Origin of the sequence: Limnohabitans sp. Rim11 (assembly GCF_001269365.1) — a bacterium.
Classification (GTDB): Bacteria; Pseudomonadota; Gammaproteobacteria; order Burkholderiales; family Burkholderiaceae_C; genus Limnohabitans_A.
Map to the genome: position 1 here is coordinate 339,687 of NZ_CXOM01000002.1, position 18,287 is coordinate 357,973.

Genomic DNA, 18,287 nt, shown 5'->3' on the forward strand with positions numbered 1-18,287 from the left:
TTTCTCTCTTCACCATGCAATCAAAAAGCTACGCGCCCTATGGCTCTTCGGCTTGTTGATGTTTTTACTGGGTGCGGTTCAAGCGCAAACCCAAATATTGGGAGGCGCCAATGTCAATGCGGCCAACAAAGCCAAGGGTCAGGTGGTCAGCAACGCCCAAGTTCAGGCCACTTTGCAGGTCTATGCCCCCAATGGCCTTGGCGCTGGGCAGACTTTTTGGTTGGGTTTGCAAATAGAGCATCAACCGCATTGGCACACTTATTGGCGCAATCCGGGCGACTCGGGCTTAGCCACCGAACTGCAGTGGCAGTTGCCTGAGGGATTGACGGCAGGCAATTTAATTTGGCCCGCCCCCCAAAAAATTCCGGTGGGCAGCATGGCCAACTATGGTTACGAGGGCCGGGTGTTGTTGGTCACGCCGGTTCAAGTGGGGCCCAAATTCAAAACAAGCCCTGATCAAAGCGATGTCGCGGTCCAGCTTCACGCCACATGGTTGGTTTGCAAACAAGAATGCATTCCACAAGAAGGTGATTTTGTGGTGCATGTGCCCATCAAAGGCAGCACGGTCATGGCGCCCGAGGCTTTTCAGACGACCTTGGCAAATCAAGCTCAAGCTTTAAAGGGCAATCACGAAGCGGTCATTTCGGAAGACGGCCGATCAATGTCCTTGAAACTAGGTGCACTCCCCCCTGAATTGGGTACGGGCCCCTGGACTGTCTTTCCCCAAACGGCCAATGTGATGCAAAACAATGCATCGCCCAGCATCCAAGCTGGGCGGGTCACGCTGCCTATTTCTAGCGAAAGAATGGACAGCCCGCAACGCATGGCCTGGTTGTTGGTACAAGGCACGGCCAATGCACCCACTGGCAAACAATGGGTTTTTGAAACGCCCGTTCAAGGCAAGTGGCAAGAATGGACCGAAACGCCTGAGGCGTTGAGCGCTGGCAATGTCAATCTGCAATTGGGCTCGGCACCTGCAAGTGTTTCTGCCGCGCCCTGGGCTACTTGGATGTTGGCGGTCTTGGGCGCCTTCTTGGGCGGCATGTTGTTGAACTTCATGCCTTGCGTTTTTCCGGTGCTGGCCATCAAGTTGCTGGGCATCACGCAGCACTCAGGCAATCAGCGCACCATGCGACTTTCGGCATGGGCATTCAGCGTAGGCGTCTTGATTTCGTTTTTGCTGCTGGGCGGCCTGATGTTGGCATTGCGGGCAGCAGGTTCGCAAATGGGTTGGGGCTTTCAGCTGCAGTCCCCTTGGGTGGTGGGCGCCTTGGCCTTCCTGTTTGTTGTCATGGGTTTGAATTTGTCTGGCTTGTTTGAGTTTGGCCATTTTGTGCCCAGCTCAGTGGCCAGTTTTCAGTTTGCCAACCCCGCCACCAATTCTTTGTGGTCTGGTGTGTTTGCGGTGGTCATTGCATCGCCATGTACCGCGCCCTTCATGGGGGCATCTTTGGGCTTGGCCATTGGTTTTCCGACTTGGCAGGCCTTGCCTATTTTTGGTGCCATGGGCTTGGGCATGGCCTTGCCCTTCTTGCTGGTTACGATTAGCTCGGGTTGGCTAAAGTTTTTGCCCAAACCTGGCGCTTGGATGAACACCTTCCGCCACGTCATGGCCATCCCCATGTATGCCACTGCCCTTTGGTTGGTGTGGGTGCTGGGCTTGCAAACGGGTTGGTGGGACAACACCCCAGAACCTGCGCCAACTTCTGTGAGCGCAGCGTCAAATCAAGACACTGCAACGCGCCCATCGATTGTTTGGGAAGCGTGGTCTGATGACAAGGTGCGCACAGCCAGACTAGCTGGCCGTCCTGTGTTCATCGACTTTACGGCCGCGTGGTGCGTGACTTGTCAATTTAACAAGAAGACCACCTTTGCAGATGCCAATTTGTTGAAAGACTTTGCGCAAAAGAATGTGCTGCTGCTTCGCGCCGACTGGACGCGCTACGACCCCGCCATTACCAAGGCATTGAACAATTTAGGCCGCAATGGCTTGCCGGTTTACGCTTGGTATGCGCCTGGCAAAGAGGTACTGATTTTGTCGGAGCTGCCCTCGGTTCAAGAAGTTCAAAAAGCCTTGAGCCAAGTGACAACAAATTAAGGCCCTTGAAGCCTTCTGCGAGAATGCAGCTGTTCTATTGAAATCATTTATCTTCATGACCACTGCTTCATTTGCGCCGCTTCAAAACGACAACTTTTTGCGCGCCTGCTGGCGACAAGCCAGTGATCACACGCCCGTCTGGCTGATGCGCCAAGCGGGTCGCTATTTGCCTGAATACTGCGCCACCCGCGCCAAAGCGGGCAGCTTCATGGGGCTGGCCACCAACGTCGACTTTGCCACCGAAGTGACGCTGCAACCGCTAGACCGCTACCCCCTCGATGCCGCCATTTTGTTCAGCGACATCTTGACCGTGCCCGATGCCATGGGTTTGGGCCTGAGTTTTGAGCAAGGCGAAGGCCCCAGGTTTGCCAAGTCTGTGCGCGACGAAGCCGCAGTGGCCGACTTGCAAGTACCCGACATGGCCCAACTTCGCTACGTGTTTGATGCCGTGACGTCCATCCGCAAAGCCTTGAATGGCCGAGTGCCCCTGATTGGTTTTTCGGGCAGCCCCTGGACACTGGCTTGTTACATGGTGGAAGGCAAAGGCTCGGACGACTACCGATTGGTCAAGTCGATGTTGTACAGCCGGCCCGACTTGATGCACCGCATTTTGGCCGTCAATGCGCAAGCTGTGGCCACATACCTCAATACCCAAATTGAAGCCGGTGCGCAGGCCGTGATGATTTTTGACAGCTGGGGCGGTGTGTTGGCCGATGCAGCCTTTCAAGAGTTCAGCTTGGCCTATACAGCGCAGGTCTTGGCACTTTTAAAGAAAGAGCACAACGGCGTCAAAATTCCGCGCATTGTGTTTACCAAGGGCGGCGGGCTGTGGCTGGACCAGATGGGGCAACTCGACTGCGAGGTATTGGGCCTGGACTGGACCATGAACTTAGGACGTGCCCGCCAAATGGTGGGCGGTGCTGTGAATGGCCCTGGCAAAGCCCTGCAGGGCAATATTGACCCCAATGTTTTGTTTGCGCCCCCCGCCCAAATTCAAAAAGAAGTCATTCGGGTTTTGGACAGTTTTGGCAAGCCACATACCGACGTCAACAGCACGGGCCCCACGCACATCTTTAACTTGGGCCATGGCATTAGCCAATTTACGCCGCCAGAACACGTTTCGGCCTTGGTGGAGGCGGTCCACAGCCATTCCAAAGCGCTTCGGCGCTAAGCTTGGGTTGTATTTTGTGACGGTCTTGAACTGATAAAGGCATTGCACAGAAAATCCCTGAAAAAAGCCCAAAAATTTAAATATTTTTGGGTTTTTTCTATTGACTTATGCACAAAAGTTCTTTTGTTAGATTTTAAAATTTGCTGACACTCCGGGTCGCAGGTGCGGCATCCACAAACACCTTAAGTCTTTGATTTTGTTGATATTTTATTTTTTGCTCAGTTCGCAAGCAATCCAATCAAAGCCTTATTTTTCAAGGCTTTGCGGGCCATCGAGCAAGGTTTTCAACAAAGTTATCCACAGTTTCTTGGGACTGCTTCTAAAGGGCTTGAAAAACAACAACTTATCGGTGTTTTCAAGAAAATTTATGAGCTACAAGCTGTCAAAATTGACGTTTCTATTGTTTCAACCCACCGACCCCAAGTTTTGAATGCCAAAGTGGCTTGACATTGCTGTTTCTGTTCCAGCCCACAGCCAAGTGGGTGGTTTGCTCACCTACGCCTCCGATACGGACTTGGCACTGGGTCAGTTGGTGCGCGTGCCTTTTGGCAATCGAGAAGTTTTAGGCGTGGTCTGGAACGTGCATGACACGGCGCCAGAAAACTCAGGGGGGCACAAGGTCCGGGACATTGCCGGCGCGCTAGAAGGTGTGCCGCCTTTGAGTGCGCACTGGCGGCAGTTGGTACAGTTTGCGGCGCAGTATTACCAACGCGCCATTGGCGAAGTGGCATTGGCGGCACTGCCCCCGCAGCTTCGCGACATGACACCGGTGCAATTGGCGAGGCGCTTGAAAAAGAAAAGCGTCAGCAACGACCAACCCATGGCGGCTTTGCAATCGCCTTGGCCTTTGTCTGAGCAACAACAGCAAGTGCTGGCTCAAATAGACCAAGCTTCAGGTCCCTTTTTGATTCATGGCGCCACAGGCAGTGGCAAAACCGAAGTTTATTTACAAGCCATTGCGCGCGGCCTGGCGCAGGACCCGCAAGCACAAGCCCTCTTGATGGTGCCCGAAATCAACCTAACGCCCCAATTGGAAGAGCGCGTCAAAGCGCGCTTTGGGGCAGAAGGTGTGGTCTCTATGCACAGCGGCATGACGGGGCCACAACGTTTAAAAAGTTGGCTGGCCGCACACAACGGCAGCGCGCGCATTGTGCTGGGCACCCGCATGGCCGTGTTTGCCTCCATGCCCCATTTGAAATGGATTGTGGTCGACGAAGAACACGATGCCAGCTACAAACAACAAGAAGGCGCGCGATATTCAGCGCGCGATTTGGCGGTGTACCGCGCAAGGCTTGAAGGCGCCAAAGTCATTTTGGGATCGGCCACGCCTTCCTTAGAAAGCTGGCATCAAAGCCGCCCTGCAATTGAAGGCGGCCGATACCTGCGGCTGCAAATGCCGTCCCGCATTGGTGAAGGGCAGTTGCCATTTGTGCGCCGTGTGGACATGAACCATCAGCCGCGCAAAACAGTGCTGTCTACACCTTTGATTGCCGCCATTCAAGAGCGTGTCGCCAAAGGCGAGCAGAGCATGTTGCTGCTGAACCGGCGCGGCTATGCACCGGTATTGCACTGCGCCGATTGCGGCTGGAAAAGTGAATGCTCGCATTGCAGTGCATTCAGAGTGTTTCACAAAATAGACCGAACCCTGCGCTGCCATCACTGCGGCTTTACCGAGCGGGTGCCCCGCGCATGCCCAGCCTGCGGCAATGCCGACATTGCACCCATGGGCCGCGGCACCGAGCAATTGGAAGAACACTTGTCAGAGTTGTTGGTAGATGTGAAGCGCCCCGATGGACAAGCCGTGCGCGTGATGCGCATCGATGCCGACAGCACCAAACTGAAGGGCGCCCTAGAAGCGCAGTTGGCGGATGTGCACAGCGGCGAAGTCGATGTGCTGGTGGGCACGCAAATGATTGCGAAAGGCCATGACTTTAGGCGCATTACGCTGGTGGCAGCCATTAACCCGGATGGCGCTTTATTTTCTAGTGACTTCAGGGCGCCAGAACGTTTGTTTGCCTTGCTGATGCAAGCGGGTGGCCGCGCAGGCCGCGATGCCGCGCAAAGCGCCCGCAGTGAAATGTGGGTGCAAACATTTCATCCTTCGCACGCGCTGTTTGAAGCGCTGAAAAAACACGACTACCCAGCGTTTGCAGAACAACAATTGAAAGAGCGACTCGAAGCTGGCTTGCCGCCGCACAGTTTTCAGGCGCTGATTCGAAGTGACGCTAGGACGCAAGCGGTGGCGCAAGCTTTTTTGAATCAGGGCAACGCTCAAATGCAATCTCTTTTGACAGCGCTTAATGAAGCCGATGCGGCCTTACTCTCTGAGGTGAGTGTGTACCCTGCAGTACCCATGAGCATTCAACGTGTGGCCAATGTGGAGCGGGCACAAATGCTGATGGAAAGCACCTCTAGAAAAGCCTTGCACAAAGCCTTGGATGTGTTGCAGCAACTGTTGCATGAATCAAAGTCTGACCCCGCTCACAAAGGTTTGATTCGGTGGTTGGTGGATGTGGATCCTTTGGCCATTTGAACAATGCGCTTTATTTCAGCAGTGCCACGGCCGCTGAAAATGTTAAAAACGCTGCAGCTGTTGAAACCAAAATAATTCGCGCAATGCGGCCGTTGTCTGCGTCAAAGCGTTCGGCCAACATCGACACATTGCTGGCACTGGGCAGGGCCGCTACCAAGACCATCACCTTGAGTGCAAACACATCGATGGGGACGCCCATAGAAATGACAGCCAAGCCCACCGCCAACACCAACAAGGGATGCAAAAACAATTTGATGAGTGCCACTGGCACGTAATCTTTCCAAGTCAGTGGACCATGCTGTGGGTGGTGTGCAATCTTTTGAGAACGAGCCAGAACAGCGCCGATGGTGAACAAGGCGACTGGTGAGGCAGAGTCAGCCAATAAGGCCACCGTTTTTTCAACAGGGCCAGGCAAAGTGGCCTGGAATGCTGAGAATAAAGTGCCTAACAAGATGGCCCAAGGCATTGGATTTTTGGTCATCCCTAACAGCGCGTTTTTGGCGGCATTGCCAACCCCGTTTTGACCAGCGCCATCGAGCCTAGACAAGGCAATGCACAAAGACGTGGTGATGACCATGTCGATGACGATCGTAACAATGGCAGGGCCTGCTGCCGCAGTACCCAATAAAGCGACCAACAAGGGCACGCCCATAAATCCCGTGTTGGGAAAGGCACCGACCAAAGCACCAAAGGCGGCATCGTTCCAGCCAATGCGTTGATTGAGCGTGACAGCCACCACAAAGGCAACCATGACCAATGCGCAAAACAAATACATGAAGAACGCGCTGGCGTCTAAAAGTTGTGCAATGGGCGTACTGGCGCCAAACCTGAACAACATGCAAGGCAGGGCAAAGTACAACACAAAGCCGTTGAGCCCAGGAATGGCTTCAAAAGGCAGCATTTGGCGACGCGCTGCCAAATAGCCGCAAAGGACCAGCGCAAAAAATGGAAAGGTGACTCGCAAGACATCTAGCATGGGTCACATTGTGCCTTGGAATTGGGCCCTGAAATGGCACCCGTTTGCCCGCTATGATTGAAGTTCTTGCCGCGTGTGATTCAAAGCGTGGCAATTCTTTTTTTGTTGCATGTCCTCCCCCACGTTTGGTTTAAACCCCGCTCAACTCGAAGCAGTCAATTACGTCAAAGGCCCTTGTTTGGTTTTGGCGGGTGCGGGCTCGGGCAAGACGCGCGTTATTACCCAAAAGATAGCTAGGCTGATTGAAGTCGGGCTTGAGCCCAAACGCATTGCTGCCATCACGTTTACCAACAAAGCCGCCAGCGAAATGCGCGAACGCGCCAAGAAACTCATTGGCAGGGGCGCGCAAGAAGTGATGATTTGCACCTTTCACGCTTTGGGTGTCCGCATCATGCGCCAAGACGGCCATGTCCTAGGTCTTAAACCGCAATTCAGCATTTTGGATTCGGACGATGTGACCAGCATATTGAAAGACTGCGGCGGCACCACCGATGCCAACACCGCACGCCAATGGCAATGGGCCATCAGTGCTTGGAAAAACAGCGGTCTGAATGCCGCGCAAGCCGAGGCCCAAGCCAAAACAGACATCGAGCGCATGACCGCCAAAATCATGGGCCGTTATGAAGAGCGCTTGTCGGCTTATCAAAGCGTCGACTTTGATGACCTGATTGGCTTGCCCTTGAAATTATTGGCACAGTTTCCTGAAGTGCGGGAGCGCTGGCAAGCCGCCATGGGGCATGTGCTGGTCGATGAATACCAAGACACCAACGCCACGCAATACGAAGTGCTGAAACATTTGGTGGGCGAACGCGCACGCTTTACAGCAGTGGGCGATGACGATCAATCGATTTATGGGTGGCGCGGTGCCACCTTGGACAATTTGAAAAAATTGCCGCAAGACTTTCCGCAATTGAAGGTGGTCAAGCTAGAACAAAACTACCGCTCCACCAGCGCCATCTTGCGCGCAGCCAACAACGTGATTGGCCCCAACCCCAAGCTGTTTCCCAAAACTTTGTTTTCAGAATTGGGTGAAGGTGAACCGGTGCGTGTGGTCGATGCAGACAACGAAGAGCACGAAGCCGACCGCATGGTGGCGCGCATTCAATCTTTGCGCGCAGGCACCGCCACCAGCGCAGGTGGCGTGCAATTTAGGGACTACAAAGAGTTTGCAATTTTGTACCGCGCCAATCACATGGCCAAGCCATTTGAAAAAGCCCTAAGGCGTGCACAAATTCCATACAAGGTTTCTGGCGGACAAAGTTTTTTTGATCGCGCAGAAATCAAAGACTTGTGCGCCTGGTTCAGGTTGTGGGTCAACAACGACGACGACCCGGCTTTCTTGCGTGCTGTCACTAGCCCTAAGCGCGGCATTGGCCATCAGACGCTGGCTGGGCTGGGTACTTTGGCCAGTCAATACAAACTCAGCTTGTTTGAAGCTTTGTTCTCCAACAGCTTGGGCGCCAAACTGTCGGCGCGAGCAGTGGGCAGCCTGCATGAATTTGGCCGCTACATGAATGATTTGGAATACCGCGCCAAGCGCACGCATGGCGCAGAAGATGCCAAGGCATTCTTGTTGCAATGGCTGAAAGAAATTGGTTACGAAAAACATTTGTACGACGGCGAAGACAACGAAGCTGTAGCCGCCGCGCGGTGGACCAACGTCTTGGAATTTGTCGATTGGATGTCGGGGCGGTGCGGTGGCACCATCGACGATGCAGCAGGTGTGAGTGTGGCAGCAGAAACCAAATCGCTATTGGAAGTGGCGCAAACCATTTCTTTGCTGTCCACTTTGAATGAGCGCGAAACCGACCCCAATGTAGTCACCCTTTCAACCTTGCACGCCTCCAAGGGTTTGGAGTGGCCGCATGTGATGTTGGTGGGCGTGAACGAAGGTTTGTTGCCCTTCAAGATGGACGAAGACAACAAAGAGTCGATCGATGCGCAAGTGCATGCCGACGGGCAGCTGACGCGTCTTCAAGAAGAGCGTCGCTTGATGTATGTGGGCATTACGCGCGCGCAAAGAACTTTGGCGGTGAGTTGGACCAAGCGACGCAAAAAAGGCCGAGACACCATTGCGGCTTTGCCCAGCCGATTCATTCAAGAAATGGCTTTGGACAAAAATACGATTAAAGAAGATCCAAGAGAAAAGTTGCGCGCACTGAGAGCGGAGTTTGCTTTAAAAGCTGCTGCTACAGCGGCCAATCACAAAGACTGAGTGGAAGCGCGAACCACCAAGGGGACGCGACGTTTTGCCAACGCTTTGGTTTGATCGTGATGGTCCCATTGATCCAGTTTAGATTTTTCAGTTGGCTTTTTGCCAGATTTTCCAAAGCTGCGCCACTTCCATCGCCGTAGGTTCGCCCTGGACCTGGTCCCACATTTTTTCCGCTTCGGCTTTTTTGCCCAGTTTGCTCAAGGCGATGCCTGCGTGCAATCTGACTTCAGCTTCACGGCGCAGCCCCCCCATCTCGATGGCTTTGCTGTAAGTGGTTGATGCCAATTCCCATTTCTGTTGAGAGGCGTAGACATCAGCCAAGCTTGAAATGGTGTTGGCGTCTTTGGCGGACTTTTCCAAAGCGGGCAAAGCCTTTTCGTCTTCAGCCAATTTTTGTTGAGCCTGTTGACGCAATTTTTGTTGATTGGCAGCGTCGCTGCCTTTGCCAAAGATGCCAGCACTGTATGCCAGCTCAACTACACGCAAGGACTCGGCTGGGAAGCCATTTTTAAGGGCCTGTGAAGCCATGTCGGAGTACTCACTGACGTCTTCGAGGTTGCCTGTGACTTCTAACAAGCGATACAAGTCTAGATCGAATCGAGGATTGAAATTGGCTTGCCTCGCCACACGGGGAATGACCTCGGCCCAATAGGCTTTGCTTGGATACGTTTGTAAAAGAAGCTTAAGAGAAGCGCTGTAACCCGCATCGTCTTTCAACATACGATGGCCGTATGCCATCAGCCGGAGTTCGTTTTCAGGCGTTTTAACTTTCAGCCCCTCGTCGAATTTGATCTTGGCATTGACTTCCTTGATGACCTCTTCGTGTTTCTTTAAAACAGAAAAAGTCTGAATGAGAACCGATCGAACTGATGTATTGCGACCTCCCAAATCTAAATAGACACGCGCCCATTTGACAAAACGCTCTAGTTCCTGAGCTTGTTGGGAGGCACTCAAGAGCGATTCGAGGAGCGCTAACTTTTGATCGGGTGGCGTGGTGTCGGGCAGCTCTTGAATCAATGTTTCCAAGGTACTGACGGCCAATCCAAATTTTTTGACTTGTATGGCAGAGGCCGCCAAAGTGCGGAGCACATAGGGCTTTTCATCTTTGGTGATGTTGGGCATGCTCATGGCCTGCTGCGCCAAGGAAAAAGCCTTTTCAAACTGGCTTTCTTTGCCAGCACTTTGCGACGCTTGAAGCAGCTTGACCATTTCAGGTCGAAGGACGGGGGCCTGTGCGTTGGCGGTCTGTGCGTGCAGTGGGGCGCTTGTGACGGCCATCAAAGGAATCGCCAAAGCCATGGTCATACCCAACGCAGTCCGCAATAAATTGTTGGCAATGCTGCGTTTCAGTAAGGGCTTGAATTTGAAAAATTGGATACGGCTCATGGGATTTGTGAAAGCAATTGGAAGACTGCGTGCTATAAAAAAAGAGGAAATGTAATTTTGGTACAAGAATTCTCATTTTCTACTGATTTGAAGCCAAATTAAAGTACACAGCATCTCTAAAATTGTGCCGCGACAAGCGTGGCCTGTTTTGGTCGAGGGCAACGACAATTTGTTTTTGCCCAAGAAGAATGGTCTTTGGCCGCTGACACCTTGGCTGCTTGGGAAGCCCGGGTTTATGTTTTAACTTGATGCCGCATTCTGGCGTGCGTGGCCCGCGCATGAGGAATCCACCCGCGCGTCACCCAACGGTGCCACATCATCAAGCCCCTAATCCATTCATCGGCGGCATAAGCAATCCAAACACCCGTCAGACCCCAGCCCCAATGGACGCCCAATAGCCAACTGCCGCCCGCCAGGACCACCGCCATAGATCCTGCGCCGGCATAGAACGGATAACGAGAGTCGCCTGTGGCGCGCAAAGCAGAAATCACGATGAGATTGAAAGTGCGCCCTGTTTCCAACAGGATGGACCACCAAAATAATTCTTGTCCGAGCTCTAAGATTTGGGGGTCGTCTGTAAACCAACGCAACAAACTTGCACCCTTCCAAGCCATGAGCACCGCCACCACGGTGGTGACGGCTAAGCCAATGGTTTGGGCTCGCTTGACCAAGACATGCGCTTCGCGCAATTTGCGTGCGCCCACCAAATGCCCCACCACCATTTCAACGGCCATGCCAATGGCCGCGCCGCTCATCAAAATCCACATATTGAATTGCAACACATAGGCTTGAGTGGCCAAGGCCTGAGTGCCCAAAACACCCACAGCAGCCACACTGACCATGAAGGCCAATTCCCAGGACAAATTTTCTGCAGCACCTGGCAAACCAATGTGCAAGATGTGTTTCATTTGTGTCATGCGCACGCGCCAAAAATCGGCGGTCACAGGCACAATGTTCAGACGGCGGCGCCACAAGTACCAGTGCAAGTACAAACCGACCACGCGGCTGATGACCAAGGCAATGGCAAAGCCTGGCAGTCCCCAACCAGACCAGTCTGACCCATTGTTCAACCACGTGATCCCTAAGCTTGATGGCACCCCATGCATCAAGGGCCACGCCAAACTCACATGTACGGCATGCATCACGCCCATGACCCACATCGTTTCTTTGGTTCGCAAATGGGCCCGCATGACGCTGGCCATGCAGGCATTCCAAGCATCCAACAACAAAGCCAAAGACAGCGCTTGGAGCAAAGGTGTTGCCAACGCCAAGACATCGGCTGGCGCATTGAGCGCTTGAAGCAATGGCTGTGCAAACAGCAAGGCCACTACGGCCATGCTGCCGCCCATCCAGGTGCCCGCGGCCAATGCGGCACGCGCGACCAGGTCTGCTTCGCCGCGGTGCTGTGCGCCTAAGTTTTGGCTGACCACCACGCCAATGCCTGCGCCCACCAGGCGAAAGACCATGAACAACAAACCAAACAAATGGTTGGTTAAGGCAAAGGCACCACCAGCTGCGTCTGAGATGTGGGCTGCGAAGCTGGTTCCCAACATGCCAACAGCCATGCCAATGCCCAGCTCAAAAAACAAGGGCGCAGCGATGGCGCCAAATTTCAACTTCATCCGATTAACTCAATTTAAGGCCTCTTGGGCAAGCATGGGCAGGGTTAAATTTGGAGGTTTACTACTTAAACCGAAAAGCCTCCTGTGCATATAGATTTAACCGATATTAGACGACGCCATATTGGCGTTAGGCGCCAGATTTCAGGGATAACCCTAATGTAATTTATTTGAAAATTACCCAAAAACAATGTAACTTTATTACAATACTGAGCCATCAAACTTTGATTTCAAGACTTTTGACGCGCCAACAATATGCGTCATCCCCCACCGAAGAAGGAGTACTTGCTAAATGATTGACTACGCCAGCCGGCAACGAACACCGCGCAAGCACGTGATTGGAATCACGGTTGTGGTGGTGCTGCACGGTTTGCTGTTTTGGGCCATCAACTCCGGACTTGCGCGCAAGTTTGTGAAGGTAATCAAGGGACCGGTTGAGGCCGTTCTTTTGGAAGAGACCAAGCCAGACATTCCGCCGCCGCCGCCTCCTCCTCCTCCGCCAAAGAACCTGCCACCACCACCGCCCGCCTATGTGCCGCCGGTGGAAGTGGCTGTGTCTGCGCCTGCACCTGTTAACGCCATTGCCGCGGTGTCCAACACACCCCAGCCTGTGGCGCCGCCGTCGCCTGCGCCAGTGGCGCCACCGGCACCGCCAGCGCCTCCCGTGGTCACGGCCGCTGTCATTAGCGCCTCCAGCTGCGAGAAGCCCGATTACCCCAGCGCGTCCAAGCGCTTGGAAGAAGAGGGCACAGTGCAGCTCAAGTTCTTGGTGGGCGCAGATGGCAAGGTGATTGAGTCTGCCGTTGAGAAGTCGTCTGGCTTTAGGCGTTTGGACGAGGCTGCACGTGCTGGCCTGTCCAAATGCCAGTTCAAGCCCGGCACGGTGGACGGCAAGCCACAGCAAAGCTGGGCGAGCATGAAGTACACGTGGCGCTTGGAATAAATAAACTGCCAAGCACTAAAACTAAATAGAGCTAATAGAGCCAAATAGAGCCAAATAAACCCAAACAAAGCATCCAACATTTTGTTGAACCTTTTTTAAATTTAATTGAATACGTTTCACAGGAGTCTTTCCATGATCAAGCAACTCAAAACTCTCGTCCTGGCCATCGGTTTGGTGGCCGGCATGGGCCTGGCCAGCACCAGCTTTGCGGCCAAGCCCAAAGAAGCAGCGCCTGCTGCAGCACCTGCAGCACCTGCTCCTGAAGCAGCAGCACCAGCCGCACCTGTGGCCGCTGTGGCCGCGCCTGCCGCCCCCGCTGCAGCACCTTCTGCACACGAAGAGAATCCTTATGGCTTGGGCGCCTTGTGGGCCCAAGGCGACGTGGTGGCCAAGGGCACATTGCTCATCTTGGTGCTGATGTCCATGGGCTCTTGGTATGTGATCATCACCAAGTTCTTTGAGCAATCGAAGGCTGCCAAGTTTGCAACGCAAGCCAAAGACAACTTCTGGTCTGCTTCTTCACTGCGTCAAGGCGCTGACGGCTTGGCCGAAGACAGCCCCTTCCGCTTCATTGCAGAAAAAGGTCTGGAGAGCGCCAACAAGCACACAGGCCTCTTGGGCGCCGTGGACTTCAACACCTGGACCACACAAAGCATTCAGCGCGCCATTGGCAACGTTCAAAGCCGCATGCAAGACGGTTTAGCCGTGTTGGCCACTGTGGGCTCTACTTCTCCCTTCGTTGGTTTGTTCGGCACGGTTTGGGGTATCTACAACGCGCTGGTCAAGATCGGTATGTCTGGCCAAGCGTCCATTGACAAAGTGGCCGGCCCCGTGGGCGAGTCCTTGATCATGACGGCCATTGGTTTGGCGGTGGCGGTGCCTGCTGTGCTGGGTTACAACTGGCTGGTGCGTCGCAACAAGGCTGTGATGGAAGACGTCAACGCCTTTGGTTCTGACTTGCACTCTGTGTTGCTGGCTTCTAGCAACAAGTAACTCAAAATACTGAGAGGCCAATTATGGCAATGAGCGTCGGTTCAGACAAAGACGATGAGATCATGAATGAGATCAACACCACGCCCTTGGTGGACGTGATGTTGGTTCTGTTGATCATCTTCTTGATCACAATTCCGGTGGTAACAACGTCCATCAAGGTGGACTTGCCCAAAGAGAAGAACATGGTGCGGGAGACCAAGCCAGAGAACGTGATCATCTCGGTGGACGTGAAGGGCAAGATCTTCTTGTACGACACGCCCATTAAAAATTCAGAAGACCTGCTCAACCGCATGAAGAAGTTTGCGGTCATGAAGCCCCAGCCTGAAGTTCAGATTCGGGGCGATGGCAAGAGCGACTTTGAGTCGGTGGGCCGGGTGATGTATGCGGTGCAGCGCGCCGGCATCACCAAGGTCGGGTTCATCACTGAGCCGCAATAAAGGGAAGAAGATCATGGGAATGAACGTAGGCTCAGGCTCGGGCAGTGACGAGCCAGAAGTGATGATGGACATCAACACCACGCCATTGATTGACGTGATGTTGGTGCTCTTGATCATGTTGATCATCACAATTCCAGCGCAGTTGCACTCAGTCAACTTGGACATGCCAATCTCGACACCACCTACCAAGAAGGTAGAGCCAGTGGTCATCAAGATTGATGTGGACGCTAGCAGCGTGATCAACTGGAACGGCAAGCCCATTGCGGGCCGTGCCGACTTGGAAGCCAAGTTGGTGGAAGCTGCAGCCATTCAGCCGCAGCCAGAACTTCACATTCGCTCGCACGCCAAAGCCAAGTACGAGTCTGTGGCGCTGGTCATGGCCAGTGCACAGCGCTTGGGACTGAACAAGCTGGGCATTGTGGGCTCTGAGCAGTTTGTCAATTAATCATCCAAAGTATTGATCTGTGGCAGATACTTTTCCGCGACTGCTAGGTGATGTCGGCGGCACCAACGCTAGGTTTGGATGGCAAGCTTCGCCTCAAAGCGGCATCGATCATGTGTTGGTATTGCCTTGCGCAGCACACGAAACACTTGAAGCGGCCATCCGTCAGTATCTGAATCTGAAACAACTGCCGCGCCCCGCAGCCTGTGCGTTGGGCATTGCCAATCCCATCACCGGGGATGTGGTTCGCATGACCAATCACCATTGGTCGTTTTCGATTTCTGAAATGCAAAATAGCCTTGGACTTAAGCGCTTGAACGTCATCAACGACTTCACCGCTTTGGCGCTGGCTTTGCCTTCTATCCCTTCAGAAAATTTAATTCAAGTGGGTGGCCAAAGTGCTCAGGCTTTTTCGCCCAAAGCGCTCATTGGCCCTGGCACTGGTTTAGGTGTTTCTGGTTTGTTGCCAACGGATCAAAACGATCATTGGATGGCCATTGCAGGCGAAGGGGGTCACACCACTTTGGCCGCACAAACTGAAACCGAATACCGCGTGATTGAAATCATTCGACAACGCTATGGGCATGTGTCTGCTGAGCGTGTTTTGTCGGGTCCGGGTTTGGTCGACTTGTATTTGGCATTGCGCCAATTGCAAAAACAAGCGCCCATCGAAGTTGCGGGTGCCGCCGAAATTACGGCTTGGGCCTTGCAAGACAAAGATCCTCTGGCGTCTCAAAGCATTGAAATGTTTGCGGGCTTCTTGGGTTCGGTGGCGGGTGATTTGGCTTTGACGCTTGGCGCACGCGGTGGCGTTTACATTGGTGGCGGCGTTGTACCGCGTTGGTTGGGTTGGTTTGAAACCTCCAGCTTTCGAGCGCGCTTTGAAGCCAAGGGCCGCTTCAGTGCCTATCTCAAAGACATTCCGGTGTGGATCATCAATGCCGCGGAATCGCCTGCCCTGCTTGGTGCCGCACGATCTTTGCAATAGGCGCACAAACTTCAATCAACCGCCATTTGCAGACACAAAAAAACCGCACGAATGCGGTTTTTTTGTGGGTCTCGAGAAGACTTAGTCGGCGTACTTGCCACTGGCGTCAACAGCCACCTTGATTTTTTGAATCTCGGCTGCCACAAACTTTTTGTGTTCTGCGGGATCAACACGTTTGTCGGTGACCACCAAAGCGCCCAAGGCTTCTTGCTTTTTGATGAACTCAGGGTCCTTCAGTGCTTTTTTCATGGCATCGTTCAAAGCAGTGGTGATGGCTGCGGGTGTGCCTTTAGGTGCATAGAGGCCGTGCCAAATAGTCAGGTCAAAACCTTTCATGCCCATCTCTTGCAAAGAAGGATAGTACTTAAGCAATTTGTGATCTGCCAATGGCTTGGCCGTGGTCACAGCAAACGCCTTGACGCGACCCGACTCAATTTGCGCTGTGGTGTTGGTGGTTTGATCGCACATGACATCGACTTGACCGCCAACCAAAGCATTCATAGCAGGTGCTGTACCGCCAAAAGGAATGGTGGTCATGGCTTCTTTGGACTGCAATTGGGCTTGCCACAGCATGCCGCAGATGTGTGAAGCAGAACCCAAACCGGCGTGGGCAATGTTCAACTTACCAGCATTGGCGCGAATGTAGTTTTCAAAATCGCGGTAAGTGTTGGCAGGCAACTGGGGCTTGCCAATCAAAGTCATAGGCACATCATTGACCATGCCCAAGAATTCAAAGTCTTCTAAAGGCTTGTAGGACAGCTTGCGATACAAAGCGGGGGTTGCTGCCATGCCAATGTGGAACAACAACAAAGAATGACCATCAGGGTTGGCACGTGCGATTTTGCTAGCGCCAATGGTGCCGCCTGCGCCTGCCACATTTTCAACCACAAAGTTACCACCTGGCAAAGTCTTGGCCATAGCAACAGCCAAATCGCGTGCAACTTTGTCAGTAGGTCCACCGGCCGCAAAGGGCACCACAATGGAAATGGGCTTAGAACCCGGGAAATTTTGAGCGTGCGCCACCAGCGTCAAAGCGGCGGCTGCAATTACGAGCATGCGTTTCATCTAAAACTCCTTATCTAGAACGTTTAGTGTAGTCGGCTCATTATCCCCCGCACCCCCGCAGAAACACTAAGGCCCAAAGAGAAAAAGGGCTTCATTCCTTAAAGAATGAAGCCCTTTTGTGTCAAATCAAACTAAATCACTGATAGCTTCGGGCGTCTTCAATGACCTTGCCGTCGTTGGCCAATGAGCCTGGCGCCACCAAGTGCACGTCGCTGCGCAGCTTGGTGATGTCCCGAATGGCCTCTGCAATTTGCGCTTTGAGCTGTTCTTCGCCATTGCCTGCTGCCTGTGTTTCAACGTGCAAGGCCATGCTGTCGTTGGCCATCTCGCCTTGCACCACCAAACGGGCCTTCAAGGCGGCGGGGAAGCGCTTCACCACTTCAGCCACTTGACCGGGGTGCACAAACATACCGCGCACCTTGGTGGTTTGATCGGCGCGGCCCATCCAGCCTTTGATGCGTTGATTGGTTCTGCCTGTAGGGCAAGGACCCGCCAAAATGGCTGACAAATCGCCCGTGCCAAAACGGATCAATGGGTAGTCAGGGTTCAAGCTGGTGATGACCAATTCGCCCACTTCGCCTTCGGGCACTGGGTCACCAGTGCCAGGGCGAACAATTTCAACAATGACGCCTTCGTCCACCACCAAACCTTGGCGTGCGCTGGTTTCGTAGGCAATGAGACCCACATCGGCTGTGGCGTAGCACTGGTACGCATCGACGCCTTTGGCGGTCATCCAATCGCGCAGGCTAGGCGGAAAGGCTTCGCCTGAGACCAAGGCTTTTTTGACGGAAGGCAGGGCCACGCCCATTTCTGCCGCTTTCTCGATGATGATTTTCAAAAAGCTGGGCGTACCAATGTAGCCGGCTGGCTGCAACTCGGCCATGGCTTGGACTTGTTGCTCAGTTTGGCCAATGCCACCTGGAAATACTGTGCAGCCTAAAGCATGTGCGCCTGTCTCCATCATGGAGCCTGCAGGTGTGAAGTGGTAGCTGAAGCAATTGTGAATGAGCTCGCCAGACTTAAAACCTGCTGCCGCAATGGCTCGCGCCATGCGCCAATAATCTGCACGCGCGCCCTCGGGCTCATAAATAGGGCCCGGGCTTGAGAACACGCGGGGCATGTGCTTGCCAAAGGCAACTGCACTGAAGCCTCCGAAAACACTGGCGCCCGCAGCACGCGAGGCCTTCTGTTTTTCGAGCAATTCGTATTTGCGCACCACTGGCAATTTAGCCAAGGCAGCACGCGTTGTGATGTCTACGGCGTTGATGCCTTTGAGTGACTCGGCAAAGGCCGGTGCATTCTTTTGTGCGTGTGAAATTTGCGCAGGCAAGGCCGCCAGCAAGGCGGCTTCACGTTCAGCAGGGGCGCGTTTTTCCAATGCATCCAGATGCGTATTCATAAAAATCCTTTGAATGTGTTTG

Annotated in this window: 14 protein-coding genes; 9 read left to right on the top strand and 5 right to left on the bottom strand. The window is 53.5% G+C overall.

Annotated features, from left to right (window positions below):
* Positions 1–58: 58 nt before the first annotated feature.
* The 3 genes from AMM03_RS06345 to priA all read left to right on the top strand — a co-directional run bounded on the left by AMM03_RS06345 (position 59) and on the right by priA (position 5,802).
* Entirely contained in the window at positions 59–2,098 is a 2,040-nt protein-coding gene (locus tag AMM03_RS06345; RefSeq protein ID WP_228764628.1) for a protein-disulfide reductase DsbD family protein, read from the top strand.
* A gap of 55 nt (positions 2,099–2,153) precedes the next feature.
* Positions 2,154–3,269 (top strand): uroporphyrinogen decarboxylase, encoded by a 1,116-nt coding sequence (gene hemE, locus AMM03_RS06350; protein WP_090129666.1) that lies wholly within the window; start codon positions 2,154–2,156, stop codon positions 3,267–3,269.
* Between the two features lie 430 nt (positions 3,270–3,699).
* On the top strand, positions 3,700–5,802 hold the full coding sequence (gene priA, locus AMM03_RS06360) for a replication restart helicase PriA (RefSeq protein ID WP_090129669.1): 2,103 nt from the start codon (positions 3,700–3,702) through the stop codon (positions 5,800–5,802).
* Between the two features lie 10 nt (positions 5,803–5,812).
* Here priA and AMM03_RS06365 read toward each other — a convergent pair whose 3' ends face one another.
* Entirely contained in the window at positions 5,813–6,778 is a 966-nt protein-coding gene (locus tag AMM03_RS06365) for an AEC family transporter (RefSeq protein ID WP_090129671.1), read from the bottom strand.
* A gap of 109 nt (positions 6,779–6,887) precedes the next feature.
* Between AMM03_RS06365 and AMM03_RS06370 the strand changes: the two genes are divergently transcribed.
* Positions 6,888–8,993: an ATP-dependent helicase gene (locus tag AMM03_RS06370; RefSeq protein ID WP_090129673.1), complete on the top strand. Its 2,106-nt coding sequence runs from the start codon at positions 6,888–6,890 to the stop codon at positions 8,991–8,993.
* An 87-nt stretch (positions 8,994–9,080) separates the two neighbouring features.
* Here AMM03_RS06370 and AMM03_RS06375 read toward each other — a convergent pair whose 3' ends face one another.
* Positions 9,081–10,379, bottom strand: coding sequence for a hypothetical protein (locus AMM03_RS06375; RefSeq protein WP_090129675.1), 1,299 nt, complete (start codon positions 10,377–10,379; stop codon positions 9,081–9,083).
* A 233-nt stretch (positions 10,380–10,612) separates the two neighbouring features.
* The gene (locus tag AMM03_RS06380; protein WP_090129678.1) at positions 10,613–12,001 is read right to left on the bottom strand and encodes an MATE family efflux transporter; all 1,389 of its coding nucleotides are present in this window, start codon (positions 11,999–12,001) and stop codon (positions 10,613–10,615) included.
* 289 nt (positions 12,002–12,290) lie between these two features.
* Between AMM03_RS06380 and AMM03_RS06385 the strand changes: the two genes are divergently transcribed.
* The 5 genes from AMM03_RS06385 (at position 12,291) to AMM03_RS06405 (ending at position 15,801) form a co-directional block, all read left to right on the top strand.
* Positions 12,291–12,941 (top strand): energy transducer TonB, encoded by a 651-nt coding sequence (locus AMM03_RS06385; RefSeq protein WP_090129680.1) that lies wholly within the window; start codon positions 12,291–12,293, stop codon positions 12,939–12,941.
* Positions 12,942–13,073: 132 nt separating this feature from the next.
* Complete coding sequence (locus AMM03_RS06390) at positions 13,074–13,934, top strand: MotA/TolQ/ExbB proton channel family protein (RefSeq protein WP_090129682.1); 861 nt, start codon at positions 13,074–13,076, stop codon at positions 13,932–13,934.
* A gap of 23 nt (positions 13,935–13,957) precedes the next feature.
* Positions 13,958–14,371 carry an ExbD/TolR family protein gene (locus tag AMM03_RS06395; protein ID WP_090129684.1) on the top strand — a complete coding sequence of 138 codons (414 nt, stop codon included), beginning with the start codon at positions 13,958–13,960 and terminating at the stop codon, positions 14,369–14,371.
* A gap of 13 nt (positions 14,372–14,384) precedes the next feature.
* Entirely contained in the window at positions 14,385–14,816 is a 432-nt protein-coding gene (locus tag AMM03_RS06400) for an ExbD/TolR family protein (RefSeq protein WP_090129685.1), read from the top strand.
* 19 nt (positions 14,817–14,835) lie between these two features.
* Positions 14,836–15,801, top strand: coding sequence for a glucokinase (locus AMM03_RS06405; RefSeq protein WP_090129687.1), 966 nt, complete (start codon positions 14,836–14,838; stop codon positions 15,799–15,801).
* Between the two features lie 81 nt (positions 15,802–15,882).
* Here AMM03_RS06405 and AMM03_RS06410 read toward each other — a convergent pair whose 3' ends face one another.
* Both AMM03_RS06410 and AMM03_RS06415 read right to left on the bottom strand, forming a co-directional pair.
* Entirely contained in the window at positions 15,883–16,866 is a 984-nt protein-coding gene (locus AMM03_RS06410) for a tripartite tricarboxylate transporter substrate-binding protein (protein ID WP_090129689.1), read from the bottom strand.
* Between the two features lie 136 nt (positions 16,867–17,002).
* Positions 17,003–18,265 (bottom strand): phenylacetate--CoA ligase family protein, encoded by a 1,263-nt coding sequence (locus AMM03_RS06415; protein ID WP_090129690.1) that lies wholly within the window; start codon positions 18,263–18,265, stop codon positions 17,003–17,005.
* Positions 18,266–18,287 lie beyond the last annotated feature (22 nt).